23 protein-coding genes are annotated in these 19,459 nt (G+C 43.9%); 20 read left to right on the top strand and 3 right to left on the bottom strand.

The features are described from left to right. Nucleotides 1-21: 21 nt before the first annotated feature. Both hisC and NSQ50_RS20515 read left to right on the top strand, forming a co-directional pair. Nucleotides 22-1,119 carry a histidinol-phosphate transaminase gene (hisC, locus tag NSQ50_RS20520; RefSeq protein ID WP_076223090.1) on the top strand — a complete coding sequence of 366 codons (1,098 nt, stop codon included), beginning with the start codon at nucleotides 22-24 and terminating at the stop codon, nucleotides 1,117-1,119. A 46-nt stretch (nucleotides 1,120-1,165) separates the two neighbouring features. Beyond that, nucleotides 1,166-2,260, top strand: coding sequence for a prephenate dehydrogenase (locus tag NSQ50_RS20515; protein WP_036676253.1), 1,095 nt, complete (start codon nucleotides 1,166-1,168; stop codon nucleotides 2,258-2,260). Between the two features lie 490 nt (nucleotides 2,261-2,750). Here the strand turns inward: NSQ50_RS20515 and NSQ50_RS20510 are convergent, their stop codons facing one another. Together NSQ50_RS20510 and NSQ50_RS20505 are read right to left on the bottom strand one after the other, a co-directional pair. Next, the gene (locus tag NSQ50_RS20510) at nucleotides 2,751-4,055 is read right to left on the bottom strand and encodes a CynX/NimT family MFS transporter (protein ID WP_081386863.1); all 1,305 of its coding nucleotides are present in this window, start codon (nucleotides 4,053-4,055) and stop codon (nucleotides 2,751-2,753) included. A gap of 219 nt (nucleotides 4,056-4,274) precedes the next feature. Continuing rightward, the gene (locus tag NSQ50_RS20505; protein WP_038572428.1) at nucleotides 4,275-4,841 is read right to left on the bottom strand and encodes a helix-turn-helix domain-containing protein; all 567 of its coding nucleotides are present in this window, start codon (nucleotides 4,839-4,841) and stop codon (nucleotides 4,275-4,277) included. A 196-nt stretch (nucleotides 4,842-5,037) separates the two neighbouring features. On the opposite strand from NSQ50_RS20505, the gene NSQ50_RS20500 reads away from it, so the two are divergent. The 12 genes from NSQ50_RS20500 to NSQ50_RS20445 all read left to right on the top strand — a co-directional run bounded on the left by NSQ50_RS20500 (nucleotide 5,038) and on the right by NSQ50_RS20445 (nucleotide 14,088). Beyond that, a complete protein-coding gene (locus NSQ50_RS20500) occupies nucleotides 5,038-5,214 on the top strand; it encodes a hypothetical protein (protein WP_179087736.1) in 177 nt (58 codons plus the stop codon). Nucleotides 5,215-5,765: 551 nt separating this feature from the next. Beyond that, nucleotides 5,766-6,353 carry an RNA polymerase sigma factor gene (locus NSQ50_RS20495; RefSeq protein ID WP_036676255.1) on the top strand — a complete coding sequence of 196 codons (588 nt, stop codon included), beginning with the start codon at nucleotides 5,766-5,768 and terminating at the stop codon, nucleotides 6,351-6,353. Nucleotides 6,354-6,505: 152 nt separating this feature from the next. Beyond that, nucleotides 6,506-6,952 (top strand): hypothetical protein, encoded by a 447-nt coding sequence (locus NSQ50_RS20490; protein ID WP_051490909.1) that lies wholly within the window; start codon nucleotides 6,506-6,508, stop codon nucleotides 6,950-6,952. Nucleotides 6,953-7,130: 178 nt separating this feature from the next. Continuing rightward, entirely contained in the window at nucleotides 7,131-7,718 is a 588-nt protein-coding gene (locus tag NSQ50_RS20485) for a histidine phosphatase family protein (protein WP_036676257.1), read from the top strand. Between the two features lie 89 nt (nucleotides 7,719-7,807). Then, nucleotides 7,808-8,893 (top strand): hypothetical protein, encoded by a 1,086-nt coding sequence (locus NSQ50_RS20480; RefSeq protein WP_036676259.1) that lies wholly within the window; start codon nucleotides 7,808-7,810, stop codon nucleotides 8,891-8,893. Between the two features lie 246 nt (nucleotides 8,894-9,139). Further along, nucleotides 9,140-9,319, top strand: coding sequence for an IDEAL domain-containing protein (locus NSQ50_RS20475; RefSeq protein WP_036676261.1), 180 nt, complete (start codon nucleotides 9,140-9,142; stop codon nucleotides 9,317-9,319). Nucleotides 9,320-9,503: 184 nt separating this feature from the next. Next, nucleotides 9,504-9,923 (top strand): DUF2487 family protein, encoded by a 420-nt coding sequence (locus NSQ50_RS20470; RefSeq protein ID WP_076223054.1) that lies wholly within the window; start codon nucleotides 9,504-9,506, stop codon nucleotides 9,921-9,923. A gap of 239 nt (nucleotides 9,924-10,162) precedes the next feature. Then, complete coding sequence (locus NSQ50_RS20465) at nucleotides 10,163-10,717, top strand: QcrA and Rieske domain-containing protein (protein WP_036676264.1); 555 nt, start codon at nucleotides 10,163-10,165, stop codon at nucleotides 10,715-10,717. 5 nt (nucleotides 10,718-10,722) lie between these two features. After that, nucleotides 10,723-11,394 carry a menaquinol-cytochrome c reductase cytochrome b subunit gene (qcrB, locus tag NSQ50_RS20460; RefSeq protein WP_036676266.1) on the top strand — a complete coding sequence of 224 codons (672 nt, stop codon included), beginning with the start codon at nucleotides 10,723-10,725 and terminating at the stop codon, nucleotides 11,392-11,394. 26 nt (nucleotides 11,395-11,420) lie between these two features. Beyond that, nucleotides 11,421-12,293, top strand: a complete 873-nt coding sequence (locus NSQ50_RS20455; RefSeq protein ID WP_076223056.1) for a menaquinol-cytochrome c reductase cytochrome b/c subunit — start codon at nucleotides 11,421-11,423, stop codon at nucleotides 12,291-12,293. 91 nt (nucleotides 12,294-12,384) lie between these two features. Continuing rightward, nucleotides 12,385-13,032 (top strand): DUF1405 domain-containing protein, encoded by a 648-nt coding sequence (locus NSQ50_RS20450; protein WP_051490910.1) that lies wholly within the window; start codon nucleotides 12,385-12,387, stop codon nucleotides 13,030-13,032. Between the two features lie 153 nt (nucleotides 13,033-13,185). Next, nucleotides 13,186-14,088: a sporulation protein YpjB gene (locus NSQ50_RS20445; RefSeq protein ID WP_076223058.1), complete on the top strand. Its 903-nt coding sequence runs from the start codon at nucleotides 13,186-13,188 to the stop codon at nucleotides 14,086-14,088. A 60-nt stretch (nucleotides 14,089-14,148) separates the two neighbouring features. Here NSQ50_RS20445 and NSQ50_RS20440 read toward each other — a convergent pair whose 3' ends face one another. Beyond that, on the bottom strand, nucleotides 14,149-15,018 hold the full coding sequence (locus NSQ50_RS20440; protein WP_036676270.1) for a YitT family protein: 870 nt from the start codon (nucleotides 15,016-15,018) through the stop codon (nucleotides 14,149-14,151). A 167-nt stretch (nucleotides 15,019-15,185) separates the two neighbouring features. Between NSQ50_RS20440 and NSQ50_RS20435 the strand changes: the two genes are divergently transcribed. The 6 genes from NSQ50_RS20435 to bshA all read left to right on the top strand — a co-directional run bounded on the left by NSQ50_RS20435 (nucleotide 15,186) and on the right by bshA (nucleotide 19,456). After that, a complete protein-coding gene (locus tag NSQ50_RS20435; protein WP_036676271.1) occupies nucleotides 15,186-15,515 on the top strand; it encodes a nucleotide pyrophosphohydrolase in 330 nt (109 codons plus the stop codon). Between the two features lie 59 nt (nucleotides 15,516-15,574). Further along, nucleotides 15,575-16,096: a tetratricopeptide repeat protein gene (locus NSQ50_RS20430; RefSeq protein WP_036676272.1), complete on the top strand. Its 522-nt coding sequence runs from the start codon at nucleotides 15,575-15,577 to the stop codon at nucleotides 16,094-16,096. Nucleotides 16,097-16,130: 34 nt separating this feature from the next. Further along, a complete protein-coding gene (gene dapB, locus NSQ50_RS20425) occupies nucleotides 16,131-16,934 on the top strand; it encodes a 4-hydroxy-tetrahydrodipicolinate reductase (RefSeq protein WP_036676273.1) in 804 nt (267 codons plus the stop codon). 15 nt (nucleotides 16,935-16,949) lie between these two features. After that, entirely contained in the window at nucleotides 16,950-17,372 is a 423-nt protein-coding gene (mgsA, locus tag NSQ50_RS20420; protein WP_036676275.1) for a methylglyoxal synthase, read from the top strand. Continuing rightward, nucleotides 17,369-18,061 (top strand): bacillithiol biosynthesis deacetylase BshB1, encoded by a 693-nt coding sequence (gene bshB1 / locus NSQ50_RS20415; RefSeq protein ID WP_038572419.1) that lies wholly within the window; start codon nucleotides 17,369-17,371, stop codon nucleotides 18,059-18,061. Before mgsA ends, bshB1 begins: the two co-directional genes overlap by 4 nt. Nucleotides 18,062-18,295: 234 nt before the next feature. Beyond that, a complete protein-coding gene (gene bshA, locus NSQ50_RS20410; protein ID WP_038572418.1) occupies nucleotides 18,296-19,456 on the top strand; it encodes an N-acetyl-alpha-D-glucosaminyl L-malate synthase BshA in 1,161 nt (386 codons plus the stop codon). Nucleotides 19,457-19,459: the final 3 nt, after the last annotated feature.

Here is a 19,459-nt window from a genome sequence, read left to right as displayed (position 1 = left end):
ATGGAGAGCGAGGACTATTCAATGAATCCAAAACCGAATATAGTTAATCTCCCTGTCTACAAACCAGGGAAACCTATAGACGAAGTCAAGAAGGAGCTTGGCTTAAGTGAGGTTATTAAGCTTGCATCCAATGAGAACCCGTATGGAGCTTCACCGAGTGCAAAAGAGGCAATTCTAGCAGAACTTGAGAATCTTTATCTTTATCCGGACGGCTCAGCCGTTGAATTGACTTCAGCACTTTCCAGCCGTCTTGGCGTGAATAACGACAATATTATTTTTGGCTGTGGCTCAGATGAGATTATTGCACTTATTGCTCGTGCCTTTTTCTTGCCAGGTGATGAGACCATCATGGCGGACCAGACCTTCTCCGTGTATAAGAGTAACGCAGACATCGAAAGTGCGGTATCTATTGAGGTGCCACTTGTAAAAGGGACACATGATCTGGATGGAATGCTGGCCCGTATAACAGACCGTACTAAGGTTATCTGGATCTGTAATCCGAATAACCCAACAGGTACGATTGTACCAGAGGAAGCTTTGGTTTCTTTCCTGGATGCTGTGCCTTCCAATGTAATGGTTGTCCTTGATGAGGCATACTGTGAGTATGTAACAGATCTTTCATACTCCAATGGCATCCAGTTACTGACTCGTTACAAGAATTTGGTTGTGCTTCGCACATTCTCCAAAATTTATGGCTTAGCTGCATTGCGTATTGGATACGGTGTTGCAAGTCCTGAGATCATTTCGTTGATCAACAAGGTACGCGAGCCATTTAATACCTCTCGTATTGCTCAAGCTGCAGCTCTTGCTGCTTTGAATGACCAAGATTATGTGCAGGAATGCCGTCGTCTTAATAGCGCGGGTATTGTTCAATTGCAAGGTGAATTCAAACGCCTGGGCCTAGAATCCTTCCCGGCACACGGTAACTTCATTATGGTAGATGTTCGTAAGCCTGCTGCAGAGGTCTTTGATGCTTTGATGCGTAAAGGAATCATCGTAAGAGCGGGTCATCAGGTTTATCCGACTTATATTCGGGTTACTGTGGGCTCGGCTGAGCAGAATACAGCTTTTATCACCGCGCTGGAACAAACTCTTATAGAGAGTGGAGTACGCGCCTAGTAATAACAGCAAGTCAAGACTAAAGAAGGCAGGTAGTTCAAAGAACATGACGACAAAAATAGCAATATTCGGTGTCGGTCTGATCGGAGGCTCACTGGCCCTTTGCTTTAAAGGCAAGGAGGGCCTGACCGTCGTTGGCCATGCCCACCGTCCTGAATCCGCGAGTAAGTATATTAGCAGAGGTGTGGTCGATAGTGCCACATTGTCTGTGGAGGAAGCGGCAATCGATGCCGATTTCATTTTTTTATGTGTGCCGGTGGGTATGCTAGAGGATTATTTGCAGCAGTTAAGCAAATTGCCGCTCAAGCCCGGCTGCATCATTACAGATGTTGGAAGTACGAAAGCTAGTATTGCCGCATGCGCAGTCTCTTTGGATATTCCTGGAGTACATTTTATCGGCGGTCACCCTATGGCAGGATCAGAGCGTTCAGGTGTTGAGGCAGCTTCATCGCTGTTGTTTGAGAATGCCTATTACGTATTAACGCCTCCACCGGGAGTGCCAGACGAGGCTTATCACGCGTTGGAGTCCTTACTCCACCTTACTAGAGCGCAGATTGTACGCCTTAATCCAGAACGTCATGATGAGATTGTAGGTGCCATTAGTCATTTGCCACATATTATTGCGGTTGCGCTGGTAAATCAGATTAAAGCTTATGATGATACTGACTCCTTGTATAGTACGTTAGCTGCAGGGGGCTTTCGGGATATTACACGGATTGCGTCCAGTGATCCAATTATTTGGCGTGATATCTTGTTAAACAATCGTTCAGTGATGCTTCGATTGTTGAAGGATTGGAACGAGGAAGTTTCTTCTTTTGTTCGTTTGCTGGAAAGTGAAGATGGTGTTGGGATTGAAGAGGCATTTCATGAAGCTAATGGCTTCCGTAGTCAATTGCCTGAACGGCGTAAAGGTATGATAGCACCTTTATTTGACCTACATATTGATGTACCCGATCATCCGGGGATTATCGGTCGTATTGCTACAGAGCTGGGGGATCAAGGAATTAACCTTAGCAACGTACAAATTATCGAAAGCCGTGAAGATGTTCCGGGGATTATGCGTCTCTCTTTCCGTCAGGAGAACGATATGGAGCGGGCGAAGATCCTGTTGCAGCATCATGATTATACGGTATACGTGTAGTATTAAGGTTCGCTCAGGTTCATTTTCAAATCGTAATAAACAGCAAAACAGCGATTCTCATGTGAATAGAGAATCGCTATTTTTTTTGTTTGTTGGTTTGTTGGCTGCTTACTTCAACATGCCGCCGTCAGTATCATCGGTATCGCCATCGCCATCGGTATCACTATAAGTACCAGTATAAGTACCACTATAAGTACCACTATAAGTACCACCTAGTACTTACGGACCCTAATGACGTTATTTGCTCGTTTTTTGCCTTTGAAGCAGTCTTTCGGACTCCACTGACACTATTTCATATGAAGAGGCTTATATTGTGTGTTTTTCGTGACAATAGCTGCTATGGGGTCCGTTAGCATCCCAAATGTGGATTAATGCTGCATTTAAGGTCATCTGTGTCCGATAGCGTCTTCGTACAAGCTAAATGTTTATTGGATCAACGAAGAAAAGAAAGGAGTGCCGCAAAATGCTTCCGGATTTATACCCGCAGACTCTAATTTAGGTTTGGTTTGTTGCAACTGTTCCCAAACTCGCTTTCTTCATTTCGATCAGTATTTCTTCCAAGAAATTCTCTGGTACTTGAATTTTCTTCGTCGTAACTAGCTTGGCTACCTACAAAACGATTTCTTGCTGCTCCTAGACCGACAATAAAGAGTAAAACCGAAGCGCCAAGCAGTATGAAAAGTGGCAGGTTCCAACTATTTGTCGTGTCATGCAAATATCCTATAAGGGCAGGACCAATTGCGGCAAGCAGATATCCGATCGATTGCGCCATACCAGACAGTTCCGCTGCTTGATGCGCACTTTTAGTACGTAAACCGAAAAACATCATGGACAAGCTAAAGGCGCAGCCTCCACCAATTCCGAGTATGATAATCCACAACAGAATGATATTGGAGCTTCCGTAAAGCAGTCCGAGCGTTCCCGTCAAAAGCAAAATGGTTGTGATGAACACTAACGAACGTTGATTTGACATTCGCCCTGCAATAACGGGGACAATAAAGGTAAATGGAAGCAGCGCTAACTGCATTATTGAGAGGTACCATCCTGATTGGCTTGAGTCAATGCCTTGCTGTTTTAAAATTTCAGGCAACCATGCGATTAGCACATAGAAAATCATGGACTGCATCCCCATAAACAAGGTTACTTGCCAGGCAAGAGGGGAACGCCAAACATTCACATCATTGCCGGCCATCTGTTGACTCGTCGAGGCTGTTTGCTTCGTATGCTTTCTTAATTGAGGCAACCAGCAGAGGATCGATATAAAGCTTAGGATCGCCCAAATTCCCAATGCACCCTGCCATTTTAAACCTGCGTTTGCAGCTAGCGGTACACTGATTCCCGAGGCGATCGCTCCAGATAAACTCATTGAAATTGCAAATACACCAGTCATGGCACCGATTTTATTAGGGAAATCGCGTTTGATTAAACTTGGCATTAATACATTACAAACGGCAATTGCAAATCCAAGAATTGCAGTTCCAATATACAGATTTGCAGCCCCAGATAAAGAACGTATTACAATACCAACAGTCAAAAAGATCAGGGCAAACAAAATTAAAAGTTCTACTCCATACCTACGTCCTAGTTTTGGTACTAGAGGCGATATTAAAGCAAAGGTAAGTAAAGGTACCGTTGTTATCAGGCCTGCTAAAGTATTGGAAATATGAACGTCACCCCTTATGAGACCCACTAAAGGACCGACCGAGGTTAAGGGAGCACGTAAATTTGCGGCAATAATAATAATGCCGAGTAGTAGCAGCCCTAAAGATGATGTTACAAATTTTTTATTCGGCATTCTTCATTTTCCCTCCCAGAATTAATGCGTACTAATATCCGCGCGGACAATGAAAGTATAGTATAATATATTTAATTTAACAATAAGTATTTCAAAGTTTACTTTTGTTGAGATAGTTCTATAACTTGAAATGCTTATATTAGTTAAAAAAAATACAACTCAGAGTATCCATATAGAATGGAATACTGAGTTGCATTTTATAGGTGAAATTTTCGACTTTTAGAAACCATATTTTAAGGAGATATGGAGCACTGTTTCGCTATTTGTATGATTGGTATAAGAGTGAGGGCGATCTGCACGAAAACTGATCGTATCATATTGATTCAATGTGTACATTTCTCCATCGACTCGAATTTCAATGGAACCAGTCATTACTGTCGCAATTTCAGTTGTATTCACATGATGACCTTCAGGGTGATACGAACTATTTGGCTGTAAGTAAGCCCGACACATTTCAATATCGTTGCTTACGTTTTTAAAGACGGGTTCAATGATCCAATTCTTTTGATCATTAGAAAACCGGAGACCTTCACCTGCTCGATACAGACTAACAGGGTCTTCAGATTTGAACAAAGCTAATAGGGGCAAAGATATGCCTTTTGAAATTTTCCATATTATCGCCAAAGTTGGATTTGTCTCGCCACGTTCGATATTCCCCAGAGTAAGTTTGCTTACGCCTGTTAATTCCGCTAAGTCATCTAAGCTCATGTTTTTTTCTTTTCTGTACTTTTTCAAGGCACCGCCGATTTGTAGTACCAGTTGTTTTGATTCATCGATTTCATCCATTTCAAATTCACCTCAATAAATAACTTTATAGCTAGTATATTGTTTATTTTGACTCTTTTCCATACGATTAGGATTAGAGGGTGGATAACACACGCAGCTAAACAAAATCTGACGTCTATGTAACGAACCTGCCCGTAGGTTTATCACCGTCCCCGGTTTAATCCTTTATTTTTGAAAAAGGAAGGATACCAATGGGGTGAGCGCAGAGGAGGCTATATTTGTAGTTGATCATCCAATGAATGACGTACAAGCGAGCCGTAACGCAGGGCTGCAAGGCATTTGGAAACGTAATGAGCATATACCTCTTCAAGTGGACGCAGACGGGGTAATAGATGATTGTGGGGATTTGTGGAAGCTAATTCGCTCGCTATAGTAAAATAATCTGATATTGACCATCTAAAAAAGGTAGAGCGCTTTCAGGACAAAAAAAGACCGCTTACAAAGTAAGCGGCTACAGTTCACAATAAATTGGAACCGTTAAGTATTGGATAGGAGTGGAGAGAAACCATACTGTACTTTTATTATATGTATACGTTTACATTTTGTCAACAGTTTTTAAAAATTGATAAATGTGTTATTTTTAAAGCCGGAATCTATGTCAGAAATCCAATGTCGGGTCTTGTTGGCGAGAGGACCTATCTTAAGTCTATTAATGTCATCCTATGAGAATATGTGGTACAATAGAGCAGGTATGTTTCTAGATTCGTTTCTATATTTATTTAAAATTAGAAGTATGCCTTATTTCTTTTTGTCTTCTTCATATACATCATGCCTTAATTATCGGGTAGTTGAATATACATAGGTGTATTTCATAAAAAAACTAAAAATTTGCAGTAACACCGCAACTTTTAAAGCCCAAACCGGTATAATAAGTACGGACCGGATGGGAAAAGACGTGCAAGGGCGAGGAGGGCCAATCTCACCATGACGGATTCCCAGTTGATCCAGCAAATCAAACAAGGAAACACAGAATTATATTCAGAATTAATGCGTCGTTATCAACGTAAAATACTAGCATTTGTATATCATATGCTTAGAAATTCACATATGGAGCTTATCGCAGAGGACCTTTGTTCGGAGACCTTCTACAAGGCATTTCGTAGCTTGCATTCCTTTCGAGAGGTAGATGCTTCATTCTCAACATGGCTGTACACTATCGCCCGCAACACTGTGCTAAGTGAGCTTCGCAAGAACCGTGCCGGTAATGTATCTCTGGAAGAGAGTGGATATACACCAGTAGCACCGTTTGAAGTTGCACCCGAGCAGGCTGCATTGCGCAATGAACGGATGAATTTGGTCCGTGAGGCGATAAATAATCTTCCCGAAAAACAACGCTCTGCACTTATCCTACGTGAATATGATCAAATGGACTATCAAGAAATCGCAGAAATTTTAGATCAGAGTGTAAGCTCAGTGAAATCATTATTGTTTCGTGCCAGGAGTAGTGTGAAGCTTCAACTCGAATCCTATTTCAATGAGCCTGAAGTTGAAGAGCAGGTTGAGAGGGTGTAAGGCGAATGAATTGCAGGGAAGCGCAAGAATGTATTCCGCTCTTGTGGGACGCTCCCCCCACACATCCTAGGCGGATTTTACTTGAAAGACATATTGAAACTTGTCCTTACTGCGCTGCAGAATGGGCTCTATGGCAAGAGAGCAGCCTGCTTATGCAAGATTTGAGGGAAGAGATCAGTGAAGAGCGTGCTGAAGCCATAAATGTTAAAGTCATGGAGCGGATTTATTTAGAGAGTCCATGGTTGATGCCCGGTGACGGGAAATCTGCTGGGACCTCTGCTATTGTTCGCCATCGGCTTAGCTTATGGATCGCATGCTTTCTGGCAATATTTCTGTCCAGCGTTCTTTATTTTACGATGTTCAGAACTCCAGGTGATGCAGTTGTTGCTCAGAGTGGAATTGTGGAGACAGGTGTCGCTGGATCCTCGATGGAATGGCAATCAACGTATCCAATCTTGGGCTCTGAAGGTGGGATCATTGAACCCCTTGTTGTAAGTATGGGACCCACTCATCCTCAATACTGGATGATGTTATCGATGTTAGGTGTAGGCTTTGCAGTATTTTCATTAACTAGGCTGAATCGTTATCGCCGATCATAGAGGGTTATTAGACGTATGTCTTTGCTTCCGTTGTTTATAATATTCAGAACATTGAAGGAGTCCCTTTACTTAATGTAATGAGGGGCTTTTTGCATTGTAAAACTCATAAAAAGAAGACTTTTTATTTCATCCATGTTACATTAAGAGACAAATACTTTGCTGAAAAGGGGGAGGCAACATGCTAATCGGCTTGATACGCCATGGATTGACGGACTGGAACGCGATAGGGAAAATACAGGGACAAAGTGATATTCCACTTAATGATGAAGGACGGATGCAAGCTGCAATGCTTGCTGACCGCTTATTACAGGAACCGTACAGCTGGGACTACTGCGTTACTAGTAATCTTTCCCGCGCTGCTGAGACCGGTAAGATTATTGCTGACAAGTTAGGAATTCCGCTATTAGAACCTGATCAGCGTATCCGGGAACGTGCTTATGGGCAGGTAGAAGGGCTTACTGCCGCAGAACGTGAAGAGAAGTGGGGTAAGGAATGGAGCCAGCTCTCCCTCGGTCAAGAAACCGACGAACAGCTTCAGGCTCGGGCTCTTGCTTTTATGGAAGATATTTCTGCACTGCATCCCAATCGGAATATACTCGTCATATCCCATGGAGGATTTCTTGCTCAGCTGTATACTGCTCTTTACAAGGATAAGTATTCTGAACGAATTGGCAATCTATCCTTGACGATTCTGGAGAAGAAAGAGCGGGAATGGAATCCTATTTTATATAATTGTACTCGCCATATCCTGCAAAATCAGCATTAACCCGGGCTTCGGGTTATTTTTTTTGCAATAAAGGGAATAAAATAGGCAGTATTCCCCATAATGGTAGTAAAACGGTGAGGCGATAAAACATGAATCTGGCGGATATGCTTACTTATGCAGATATTGGACAGCTGACCGCCATAGCGGGCCGCTACCGGTGTGAATGCAAACAGAATTCCAAACACGACTTGATCCAAAGTATTTTGATTATGCTTGGAAGCAGAAGTTTTATGGAGTCTCATATCCGGGAATGCGCTCCGGAGGATTTACGGTTTTTGAATACATTGCTTTTTGATGAACGCACCTACTTTAGTCTTGAGGATTTGTTGGCCGTGGCAAGGCAAGCGTCCTTTGATGCACCTGAAGGGAAAACTGGAGGTTTCCGGGAGATGGTCTCTCGTTTCAAAAGTGGAGGCTGGCTTTTTAGTGGTTCCTCACAGCAGACCAGATATTTGTACCAGGTACCCAAGGATTTAAAAGAACGTTTTCGGGAGACGATGAGTGCACATATCAAAGAGAGCATCGCAACTAGCCCTGAACCTGTTATGTATCGCAGTGAAGGAGAATTAATGATCAGTGATCTGGTAATGCTGCTGAGATATATTAAGGACAATGAGCCAGAACTGAATCAGGAAGGGGCAATGTATAGGCGGTACCAGCAAGGTGTGATGAACGCGCTTCATATTCCGGAGGAGCTTCTTAGCAAAGGCGGTTGGAGATTTGGTTATGGGAGAGCTTGTGAGCATTATCCTCCAAGATTTGCGCTTTTGTATGACTATATTCGTCACCGCCGCTGGATCTCTGAGGAAGGCTTCCGGCTAAGGCTTACTGCGACCGGTGAGGCTGTGTTAAACGATGGAAAATGTGATTCGTTGATGCAGATATTCTCTTTTTGGTTAAGACTATATAAAGGGGCTGTGCCAAATCTACCTTCACTTGTGTATTGGATAAGCATCAGCGCCAGTAATTGGGTGACAGTACCTTCTTTAGTGGATGGTGTGGGGTGGCTAATTAAACCGTTTTATTATGACAGTGCTGCTTCTATTCTAGAGCAACGAATAATACGGATGATGGTGCACCTAGGGATGCTTAAATTGGGCGAGACTTCTGGTGGACTCGCTGTGATGATGACGCCATGGGGGATAGAGACAGCCGTACCTAAGTATCTTCGGTAGAGGTGCGCATGCGAAAAGGCTTATGGGGATTACATACGCAGATGTAGGAATCCGTTAATGCTGCTGATGGGTACAATAGAAGAAGTATTGAGCGTAATGGGCAAATATGTAGAACGAAGACAGGATTGATGAATATGCTTTAGTAGGTGCCGCTTCTCTTGAAACCGAAAACATAATCATCTTGATGGATATCAAAATATCAAATAACAAGAAAAAAGGATCTCTTAAACAGCGGAGGTGTATCGAATGGACAAAATGAAGGCTACGTATGAAGTGATGCTAGGACTTGCGGCAGAAATGGTGTGGGATGAAGCGCTGCGAAAGCGTCGCTCCGACATCTTGCACCGTGAGATTGACACGGCGCTGGCTACCGGAGATGAGATGGCTTTCCGAAATCTTACTGAGGAACTTAAAAGTTTGGCATAAAGAAATGCGCTTAGCGCATTTCTTTTTTTGCTTATAATCTACTCACTTTGCTTAAACGAACGAAAATAAAAAATCTAAATCTGGACGTTCATCCTCCTCCTTCAATATAATGGGTTCTATAACTTCAGGAAGATCTGCGAAAGATCAAAAAGATTAACAATTATACATAGGGAGATGAATGGAAATGAAATTCAGCGATTTTGAAGTGGACACTTGGGAAGAAAATCGAAAATTCTATGATACATGTCTCATACCTTTTACAGGATTAACTGGACTTGAGAGTCCTCCTGAGACCGTTCAGGCACTCGAAAGATTACGTAATTTCATGGATATGGTGGAAATACCGTTCAAGGGGCGGATCGTGACTTACCCAGCCATTCAGTATGCTGGAGAGGGTTATGTGAATTTAATTAATGAGATTTGCCAAAAAGTCAAATCCAGTGGTTTCCAGCATGTTGTGGTGTTGACAGCGGATGTACCTCTCCAAGAAAGCCAAATCTATGAAAGCGATTTAGTTCTCTCTCTGCCTATCATTGAGGCTTCTCCAGAAGGGGAGAATAACAGTGGAATTAGTATCAAAATTCAAGAGATGTGGCGGAGATGAACTCCTTATAAATGTGACAGAAAATCAACAATTACAGGTTGAAACCGCTTTTTAGCCTGTCACAAATTAGACAATATTCTTGACGGGTTTTGGAGCCTAAGCTATTATTAGGTTGAATCCAAATGGTATGTGATGTATTTCATTGAAAAGATTTGAAAACGGATTATTTATATTGAGACATCTCTGATCGGACACCACAGATACTTTCTTATATCTTGAGAAGGGGGTTATATAACAGTATGAGCAGCCATAATGAACAACAGGAGACATGGCCTGAACAACCACCCAGCCGTAAAGAGATGTCGCGCAGGCAATTTTTGACCTACACGCTTGGTGGCGCCACTGCTTTTATGGGGGCGGGTACAATTCTTCCAATGGTCCGTTTTGTCGTAGATCCGATATTACATAAGAAGGGTGCTGGAGATTTTATCAAGGTTGCTGAGATAAGCAAAATCACCGAAGAGCCCCAGGAATTTACTTTTGAATTGAAACAGAAGGACGGATGGTACGACAGTACAGCGACACTCACTGCGTGGATCCGGAAAGACGCGAAGGGTGATATTTATGCGCTTTCACCGATTTGTAAACATTTGGGATGTACGGTCGGGTGGAACAACAATAAAGCTCATCCGGACGAATATCACTGCCCTTGCCATGGTGCACGTTATACAAAGCTTGGCAAAAATCTCGAGGTTGCTCCTAAGCCGCTTGATCAGTATAAAACGAAATTCGATAACGGGTGGGTGCTTTTGGGAGACATTGTGCCAAATACAGTAGCTCGTGAGGAGGCGTAGTTCTGATGTTTAAAAATGTCTATAACTGGATTGACGAACGTCTGGATGTTACGCCAATTTGGAGAGACGTGGCCGATCACGAGGTTCCTGAGCATGTTAATCCGGCCCATCATTTCTCTGCGTTCGTGTATTGCTTTGGCGGACTGACCTTTTTTATTACAGTCATTCAGATTTTATCAGGTATGTTCTTAACGATGTATTATGTTCCGGACATTATTAATGCTTATGCTAGTGTTGAGTATTTACAGACAAGTGTTGCATTTGGACAGATTGTCCGCGGGATGCATCACTGGGGTGCAAGTCTAGTAATTGTTATGATGTTCCTTCATACGATGCGCGTCTTCTTTACAGGCTCTTACAAAGCGCCGCGTGAGATGAACTGGGTAGTTGGAATGCTGATTTTCTTCGTAATGTTGGGACTTGGTTTAACAGGTTACTTGTTGCCTTGGGATAATAAAGCTTATTTCGCAACAAAGGTAACTCTTGAAATAGCTAATTCTGTTCCAGTAATGGGGCCGGTGCTGAAGGAACTGATGCAAGGCGGAACGATTGTTGGCGCCGAAACCTTAACTCGGTTTTTCGCACTACATGTATTCTTCCTCCCAGCGGTGCTTCTTAGTCTGCTCGTAGGACACTTTATTATGATCCGCAGACAAGGGATTTCCGGACCGCTGTAAGTTAATCTGAGAGAGGAGGAATACGGATGGCACATGGAAACAATTCTAAGGAAAAGGTTGTATATGTCGGTGATTCCAGAGTTCGCAAAGGGAACGGATTTATCACACCTCCGGACTACACGGCTTACCCCGGCAAATCGGAAGCCTTTATCCCTAACTTTCTATTGAAGGAATGGATGGTCGGAGTCGTTGTACTTGTAGGAATATTAGTACTTACTATTTCAGAGCCAGCTCCGCTAGGGTTTCCAGCAAATGCTAGTGCTACGGTTATCCCGATTCCTGACTGGTATTTCTTGTTTCTCTATCAGTATTTGAAGCTCCCTTATGCTTCGGGCGATTATATCGTTCTGGGTACACTAGGAGTTACTGGTGTGGCTTTTGGTTCACTTCTGTTGGCTCCTTTTCTGGATACGGGTAGAGAGCGTCGCTTTTACCGTAGGCCGATTGCTTCATCTTTGATGTTCTTGTCCCTAGCAGCAATTGTTTATTTGACCAATACAGCCTGGACTGAATATAAACATGAAATGGCTGAAACGGGTCAGATTCCTGAAGATGTTCAACGGGAAGAAAAGGCGGCGGAGAACAGGGCAAAAGGTCTTCCAACCTCCAGCGCCGTTAAGGCAAAAGAAGTAGCAATTGTGGACAAGGATGATCCAGCTATGGGGCTCTACAAACAAGCCACTTGTATCACCTGTCACGCAGCGGATTTGAAAGGGGCAGGCGGACCTTCGCTTCGCGGAGTTGGGGACACTCATGACAAAGAAGCAATCCTTACTATTATAAAAGAGGGTCAAGGGCAGATGCCAAAAATGTACGATACCACGTTGGGAGCAGGTCTGTCAGAAGCGGATATCGATACTTTGGCCGGCTGGCTTGCCAAACAAAAAAGCGAACAGTAAAATAATGATAACGCAACCTGATCGTGCATGCGGTCAGGTTTTTGTATGTCTAAATGTAAAGTGCCACTACTTGGGGAGGTTAATAATCTGTATGCCAGTTCATTGGTTTAACAAACTGTTTAAGAACCGGGGAATTATTTGGTTGTTATTTATCGTAAATTTCCTGGGCACAATTTATGGCTACATATGGTATGGCAATCAACTGGAGTTCACTGCGGCTAATTATCCACACTGGCTGCTTCCATTTGTTCCGGATAGCCCAACCGCAAGTTTGTTTTTTACCTTAGCTCTGTTGCTGATGCTCTTCCCTCCAAAAAGCTACACAGGAAACAATGTAAGGGAACTTATTGAGGCTTTGGCGGTCGTTACGTCAGTGAAGTACGGGATATGGGCAGTGAGCATTATTTTTGCCGGGGGTTATCACGGTGATGTTTTGGTTTGGAAAGATTGGATGCTGGTAATCTCCCATACGGGGATGGCAGTTGAAGCGTTGATTTATGCAAGGTTTTTTTCTTTCCGCAAAATGATTCCATTAGCCTTACTATGGACACTCGCCAACGATATGCTGGATTATTCTTACGGAATCTATCCGTGGTTACCTTCTGTTTTGAACGATTATGTAATTCAGGTACAGTACTTTACTATGGCGCTTACGCTGCTTAGTGTTGCAGCTGCTTGGTTGTTTAGTAGAAGACAAAGACCGGTAGAGTCAATCTATCAGTTCAAGAATAGACGTTAGTAAGCAGTTCTATCCCTTGTCCCCCTGCCATACATTTAGAATTATAAGAAGTATAAGTTTTATACTATACTTTATCCTTATAATTTTACGAGAAACGAATATCGTCTTTAAAAGACGACAACGTCGTTTCTTCTTGGGTAGGAGGGGAGTTTCATGCTCCGCGGGAGATATTATGTAGTGGTTGTGCTAGTATTCTGCTGGCTACTGACCAGTATGGATGTTGTAAAGGCTTCAGCAGTGCTAGGGGATGATGGCGAAGGGTCTGGCAATGCTTCGAAGCAAAGCGCCGACGTTAGTTCGGGTAACGGTTTGGCAGTAATGAGCGGAAAGACTGGAGCACAGCAGCTGGAACAAGCCGCTGAGGCGTTGTATGGGTATGTTTTGGAAGGGGATGTAATGAAGGTCCGACAGGAGACCGAAGCGATCTCCAAGATCTTTGTGTCCACATCCTTTGAGGGAATGACCTCTGTGGAGGGGATTAATGCGTTGTCAGGGGCCATTATGGACCTGAAGGCTACAGTGGCAGGCGCGAAAATAAATCCACAGCAATGGGAAGCGGCAGCCGCCAAGCTACGTCTAGCTGCCAACAGTCTTAATCATCCGCGTCAGCCTATCTGGCTTCAGTACTACAAGCTGATTCGTGAGGATCTAAATGCGATGGAGCAAAGTGCGGTTGCAAATGATTTGGCGGGCTGGAAAACAGCTCTGGAAAGACTGCAGGGCAGGTATGATAACATCCGTCCGGCAGTGATTGTCTCCCGCCAGCCTGAAGTTGTGAGTGCTTTTGATTCTTGGCTCTCATATGCGGCCGGCATTCCTTCGTCCTCACAAAAAGTTGAACGTGCCCGCCTGCTTGAAATTGTATCTTATGGTCAGGATGCGGTAAGAGTGATGTTCGGAAAAGAGAAGGATGAACCCGCATTGTCCTTGCCGCTGACATCGCAAGAATTTGGGATTTGGGGAGGGTTAGCAGCAAGCTTCATTATAGCTGCGTTAGCCTATGTAGCTTATCGCAAGTACCGTGGTCAGAATCAGAATTGGAAGCCGATTCCGTAGGGTGAAATTATAAACAGCAAAAAGGAGTGTGGGCTTGAAATGGCCTACACTCCTTTTTATTTAGGTTTCTCGAAAGCCTTCTCCATGTACGTCGTGTACATCGCTAATAATTACGAAGGCGCGTGGATCAACGGATTTGACCAGCAGACTTAGCCGGCGAATTTCTTGCCTTGAGACTACACAGTACACCATATATTTAGCTTGCTTGGAATAAGCACCAATGGCAGGGATGAGGGTTACACCACGATCCATTTCCGCTGTAATCAGATCGGCAATTTGCGGTGCATCATCACTGATAATTGTAAATGCCTTGGCAGCATAGGCACCTTCTTGGATAAAATCTATAACTCGTGATGAGATGAAAACTGCGACAAGTGTGTAAAGTATTTTTTCTTTAGGAATGTAGAGGATGGAAGAGCCAATAATAATAATGTCGATGGCCAAAATAATCTGCCCCATGCTCCAGCCAAAATTCCGTCCCAGAATTCTTGCGACAATATCAACACCACCTGTTGTACCCCCAAAACGGAATACTAGCCCAAGCCCCGTTCCAAGCGTTACTCCTGCGTAAAGTGCCGCAAGAATAAAGTCGTGTTCGGTACTGAAGGGGATAATCCATCCCGCAGTAATCATTCGTTCGAAAACCCACAGGAAAAAGGTCAACGCCCCGATCCCTACACCTGTATACACAATTTGCCGCCCGCCTAGGACTTTCCAGCCCAGCAGAAACAAAGGAAGGTTGATCAGCAGTGTGGATAAAAAGATGGGAATACTAAAGGCATAATTAAGGAGAAGTGTGATCCCGGTTACGCCGCCTTCCATCAACTGATTTGGAATGATGAAATACAGTAGCCCGAAGGCATATACTGCGGCTCCGAGCAAGATGGGAGCGACTGTCTTGCTGATTGTAATTACCTTTTTTGAATTCATGAAATCCCTCGTTAGGCCTTTTGTAGGCAGTTTTTCTTTTCCTATAATAACTATACCTTTTCTTGCGTGTGTTAAAATATTCAAAAAAGATTGTCTTCAAAACGTCTTTACGATAACATAGGGGCAAACAGAAGGCAAGATATACAGAGGGGGAGAAGTTACATTTTATGGACAAAAGTCTTGGTGACATACAGCGTGAAGTAGACGCTTATATATCGCAGTTTAAGGAAGGGTACTTCAGTCCACTCTCTATGCTGGCCCGCATGTCCGAGGAAGTCGGAGAACTGGCTAGAGAGGTCAATCATGAGTTCGGTGAGAAGCCTAAGAAGTCTGATGAAGCTGAGAATTCCATTGAACTTGAACTGGGAGATATTCTGTTTATTACCGTTTGTTTTGCAAATTCTCTCGGGATAGACCTGACGGAAGCGCATAATAAGGTAATGCATAAATTTAATACCCGTGATGCGGGACGTTGGACACCGAAAGACACCGATTAGGCCTCTATAACATATGCTGTACCAAACGAACGGGATTTAGCCGTGAGGATGGTGAGTATATGGATCATAAGGATTATGTAAGAGAGGCTTACCGCTCGATATTGCGCAGTGACTTTGCCGAAGCTATTGTTTGCTTCGAGTCTGCAATTGCGGCAAGCCCTGCTGATGCCGAGGTTAGATATCGTTGTTCCATAACGTATGCCCGCAGTGGTATGCTAGATAAAGCTTTAGTTCATGCTCAGGCTGCTGTAAAGCTGGACACCAGCAAACCTGAGTATAGTCTGCATCTGCAGCATTTGCAGGCTATGATGCATGTACAGGAAGCCAAACGGTTGATAGAAGATGAAGACAACAAAACTCGCAACCCTTATCATCCGATTACACTGCTCAAAGAGGCGATTACCCTTGATCCATTATATGGGGATGCTTATGTATGGCTTGCTATCGCGCATAGTCGAGTGAATGAACATTTACAGGCTATGACTGCCTTAAAAGAAGTGATTTCGTTACATCCGGATGATTCTGGCTTGCGGGAATTGATGAGAGACCTTCAGAAATCCATACAATCGTATATGCAATAACTATATAACTAGTGAGAGCGAGGATGGAAAAAATATGAATAACAAGATCAGGGTCGTTGTATCCGGCGCAGGCGGAAGAATGGGTAAAGAGGTTGTTAAACTTGTATTGCAGGACGAAGAGCTGGAGTTAGCAGCAGCAGTAGATCGTTCTTCGGGCGATATTGATGCAGGGCGTCTGGTAGGTCTGGAAGACTCAGGCGTTATTGTAACTTCTGATCTTGAGGCCGCCCTCGCGGGAAGCAACGGAGATGTCCTTGTGGATTTCACTACACCACAGTCAGCGTATACGAATACAGCGCTAGCTATTAAGTACGGAGTGCGTCCGGTTATCGGTACAACCGGATTCACACCGGAGCAGATGGTGGAACTGGACAAGCAGTGTCAAGAACAGGGGATAGGCGGACTTATTGCTCCGAATTTCTCCATTGGGGCTATTCTATTGATGAAATTTGCGGCGCAAGCTTCAAAGTACTTCCCGCATCTGGAAATTATAGAGTATCATGGTGACCAGAAACTGGATGCTCCATCCGGAACTGCGGTCAAAACCGCAGAGATGATTTCGGAAGTTCGTGAGGAACTTCGTCAAGGTAATCCTAAAGAGGAAGAAACCATTGAAGGTGCCCGTGGTGGTTACTATAACGGATTCCGGATACATAGTGTCCGTCTTCCTGGTGTGTTTGCTCAAGAAGAAGTGATTTTTGGCGGATTCGGACAATCCTTGAAGATTCGCCATGATTCTTATGAGCGTGCGGGATATATGCCAGGCGTTAAGATGGGTATTGAAAAGGTAATGGGATATACAGGCTTGATCTATGGATTCGAGCACTTTATAGAATAGACAGGAGAGAACACCATGTTAAAGATCGCATTTATTGCCCACGATCGTAAAAAAGATGAAATCGTAAATTTTGTATTAGCTTATGAACATGTATTTGAAGGTCATGAACTTTTTTCTACAGGGACTACTGGCCAACGGATTATGGATGTAACTAACTTAAAAATTCATCGTTACATGTCTGGTCCATTAGGTGGAGATCAGCAAATCGGTGCAATGGTAGCACAGGATGAACTGGATCTTATTATTTTCATGCGTGATCCATTAATGGCGCAGCCACATGAACCTGATATTTCAGCTCTACTTCGTCTATGTGACGTATACGGGATACCGGTAGCTACGAATATTGCCACAGCGGAGGTTCTTGTGAAGGCGATTGATCGTGGTGATTTTGCTTGGCGTGCACTGGTTCATAAATACAAACCAGGTGTTGATGAATGAAGCTGGACATTCTTGTATTTGGTGCGCATGCAGATGATGCGGAGATCGGTATGGCAGGAACAATTGCAAAACATACCGCTGCGGGACTTAAGGTGGGACTTTGCGATTTAACAGCCGCGGAAATGTCATCGAACGGTACAGTAGAACTTCGCAAGCAAGAAGCGCAGCAAGCTGCAGACCTTCTCGGAGCATCCGTGCGGACAAACCTGGGTCTGCCAGATAGAGGGCTTTTTATTACAGCAGAGCATGTGGCGGCTGTGACTGCTGAAATTCGCCGCTTTTCTCCTACGATAGTTTTTGCTCCTTATTGGGAGGATCGTCATCCCGATCATATCGCCTGTAGCAAGCTGGTGGAAGAGGCTGTTTTTAATGCCAAGCTACGTAAATATATGCCGGACAAGCCGGCAATTCCTGCTCCACAGCTGTACTTCTATTTTATCAATGATTTAGGACGTACCGATCTTATTGTTGATGTTACTGAGCAATATGGCTTGAAGGAGCAGGCGTTGTCCTGCTATCGCTCCCAGTTCACCAAACCTCCGGGTGAGGATGCTGTATCCACACCGTTAACGGAAGGCTACATTGAACGAGTCCGTTCGAGAGATATGCTGCTTGGCCAGCGCAGGCTGATTCCTTATGCAGAAGGGTTTGCAACCAAGGTACCTCATACGGTGGAATTGTTTACTTAAGGAACGGATATAACGAAGTTTGTATGATAATATAATAAGCTGATTATGATTGATCCAGGAGTGCTTGGAATTAATACGCCATTGCGCTCCTGAGAGCTTTTTTTGAACAGCTTAGAGAAATAAAGTCCTGTGATTTTGAAAGAAACGGTGTTCGCTTCGCTTTTTTGAAAGCGGCCGACAAACAATAGATGATTCATTACACGAATCAATACTGGAGAAGAAGGAGACAGGAAGATGGATCGTATGCTGAAAATAGGAATTACCTGTTATCCGTCTCTTGGCGGTTCAGGCGTAGTTGCGACTGAATTAGGTAAACTCTTGGCCGAGAAGGGTCATGAAGTTCATTTTATTACACATAGTATCCCGTTCCGGTTGGGAACGTTTCAGAAAAATATTTTTTACCATGAGGTAGAAGTAAACGATTATTATGTATTCCGCTATCCCCCGTACGATCTAGCGCTTGCTACGAAGATGGCTCAGGTTGCCAAAATGCAAAATCTGGATCTTCTCCATGTTCACTATGCAGTGCCACACGCAGTGTGTGCTTTCCTTGCAAAGCAAATGCTTGGGAACGATATGAAGGTTGTAACGACTTTGCATGGCACGGATATAACGGTGCTTGGTCAGGATGAATCGCTTAAAGATTTGATTCGCCTGGGGATTAATGAAAGTGATGCCGTTACGGCGGTCTCTCAGGATCTTATTAGAGAAACAAGGGATGTCCTCGATATTACCCGCGACATTGATCTCACTTATAACTTCGTGGATCATCGGGTCTATTATCCGCGTGATGTAACGGATCTGCGGGGAGATTTCGCAGCGCCTGATGAGAAGATTCTGATGCATATCAGTAATTTCCGTCCTGTAAAAAGAGTCAGCGATGTTGTTGACGTTTTTGCCAAAGTGAATCGTGAACTGCCTTCCCGCCTGCTGCTTGTAGGGGAAGGTCCGGATCTTCCCAAAATTCAAGCCAAAATTAGCGAAATGGGTCTGGAAGATAAAGTTCGTTTTCTGGGAAGGCAGGATGAAATCGCTCAGGTGATCTCTTTAGCTGATCTGCTTCTGCTTCCTTCCGAGAAGGAAAGCTTTGGTCTGGTTGCTCTGGAAGCAATGGCTTGCGGCGTACCGACGATTGGCTCGCAAACCGGAGGCATTCCTGAGCTTATAGAGCATGGAAAGACTGGATTCCTTGCACCGATTGGCGATACAACGACTATGGCTAAATATGCAGTTAAGCTCCTGTCGGATGAACGTATGGTGCAACAGTTTAGAGAAGCTTGTTTACAAACAGCCTGCAAAGATTTCTGTAAGGATTCGATAACGAAGCAATATGAAGATATTTATTACCGGGTGCTGGGGCGCAAGGTACTTGGACTGGACCCAGTTCGGGGGTAAGGA

This window comes from Paenibacillus sp. FSL R10-2788 (assembly GCF_038003885.1).
GTDB lineage: Bacteria > Bacillota > Bacilli > Paenibacillales > Paenibacillaceae > Paenibacillus_AQ > Paenibacillus_AQ odorifer.
Note: the sequence above shows the minus strand (reverse complement) of the source record. Positions and strands in the feature narration are given on the sequence as shown.

Excerpts from the sequence above, each read along its gene's own strand:
- NSQ50_RS20445 (WP_076223058.1), top strand. The coding sequence starts at position 13,186 with ATGCTCCGCGGGAGATATTATGTAGTGGTTGTGCTAGTATTCTGCTGG.
- bshA (WP_038572418.1), top strand. The coding sequence starts at position 18,296 with ATGGATCGTATGCTGAAAATAGGAATTACCTGTTATCCGTCTCTTGGC.
- NSQ50_RS20450 (WP_051490910.1), top strand. The coding sequence starts at position 12,385 with ATGCCAGTTCATTGGTTTAACAAACTGTTTAAGAACCGGGGAATTATT.
- NSQ50_RS20505 (WP_038572428.1), bottom strand. The coding sequence starts at position 4,841 with ATGGATGAAATCGATGAATCAAAACAACTGGTACTACAAATCGGCGGT.
- NSQ50_RS20465 (WP_036676264.1), top strand. The coding sequence starts at position 10,163 with ATGAGCAGCCATAATGAACAACAGGAGACATGGCCTGAACAACCACCC.
- NSQ50_RS20480 (WP_036676259.1), top strand. The coding sequence starts at position 7,808 with ATGAATCTGGCGGATATGCTTACTTATGCAGATATTGGACAGCTGACC.
- qcrB (WP_036676266.1), top strand. The coding sequence starts at position 10,723 with ATGTTTAAAAATGTCTATAACTGGATTGACGAACGTCTGGATGTTACG.
- hisC (WP_076223090.1), top strand. The coding sequence starts at position 22 with ATGAATCCAAAACCGAATATAGTTAATCTCCCTGTCTACAAACCAGGG.
- bshB1 (WP_038572419.1), top strand. The coding sequence starts at position 17,369 with ATGAAGCTGGACATTCTTGTATTTGGTGCGCATGCAGATGATGCGGAG.
- NSQ50_RS20440 (WP_036676270.1), bottom strand. The coding sequence starts at position 15,018 with ATGAATTCAAAAAAGGTAATTACAATCAGCAAGACAGTCGCTCCCATC.
- NSQ50_RS20495 (WP_036676255.1), top strand. The coding sequence starts at position 5,766 with ATGACGGATTCCCAGTTGATCCAGCAAATCAAACAAGGAAACACAGAA.
- dapB (WP_036676273.1), top strand. The coding sequence starts at position 16,131 with ATGAATAACAAGATCAGGGTCGTTGTATCCGGCGCAGGCGGAAGAATG.
- mgsA (WP_036676275.1), top strand. The coding sequence starts at position 16,950 with ATGTTAAAGATCGCATTTATTGCCCACGATCGTAAAAAAGATGAAATC.
- NSQ50_RS20435 (WP_036676271.1), top strand. The coding sequence starts at position 15,186 with ATGGACAAAAGTCTTGGTGACATACAGCGTGAAGTAGACGCTTATATA.
- NSQ50_RS20485 (WP_036676257.1), top strand. The coding sequence starts at position 7,131 with ATGCTAATCGGCTTGATACGCCATGGATTGACGGACTGGAACGCGATA.
- NSQ50_RS20515 (WP_036676253.1), top strand. The coding sequence starts at position 1,166 with ATGACGACAAAAATAGCAATATTCGGTGTCGGTCTGATCGGAGGCTCA.
- NSQ50_RS20475 (WP_036676261.1), top strand. The coding sequence starts at position 9,140 with ATGGACAAAATGAAGGCTACGTATGAAGTGATGCTAGGACTTGCGGCA.
- NSQ50_RS20510 (WP_081386863.1), bottom strand. The coding sequence starts at position 4,055 with ATGCCGAATAAAAAATTTGTAACATCATCTTTAGGGCTGCTACTACTC.
- NSQ50_RS20455 (WP_076223056.1), top strand. The coding sequence starts at position 11,421 with ATGGCACATGGAAACAATTCTAAGGAAAAGGTTGTATATGTCGGTGAT.
- NSQ50_RS20430 (WP_036676272.1), top strand. The coding sequence starts at position 15,575 with ATGGATCATAAGGATTATGTAAGAGAGGCTTACCGCTCGATATTGCGC.
- NSQ50_RS20490 (WP_051490909.1), top strand. The coding sequence starts at position 6,506 with ATGCAAGATTTGAGGGAAGAGATCAGTGAAGAGCGTGCTGAAGCCATA.
- NSQ50_RS20470 (WP_076223054.1), top strand. The coding sequence starts at position 9,504 with ATGAAATTCAGCGATTTTGAAGTGGACACTTGGGAAGAAAATCGAAAA.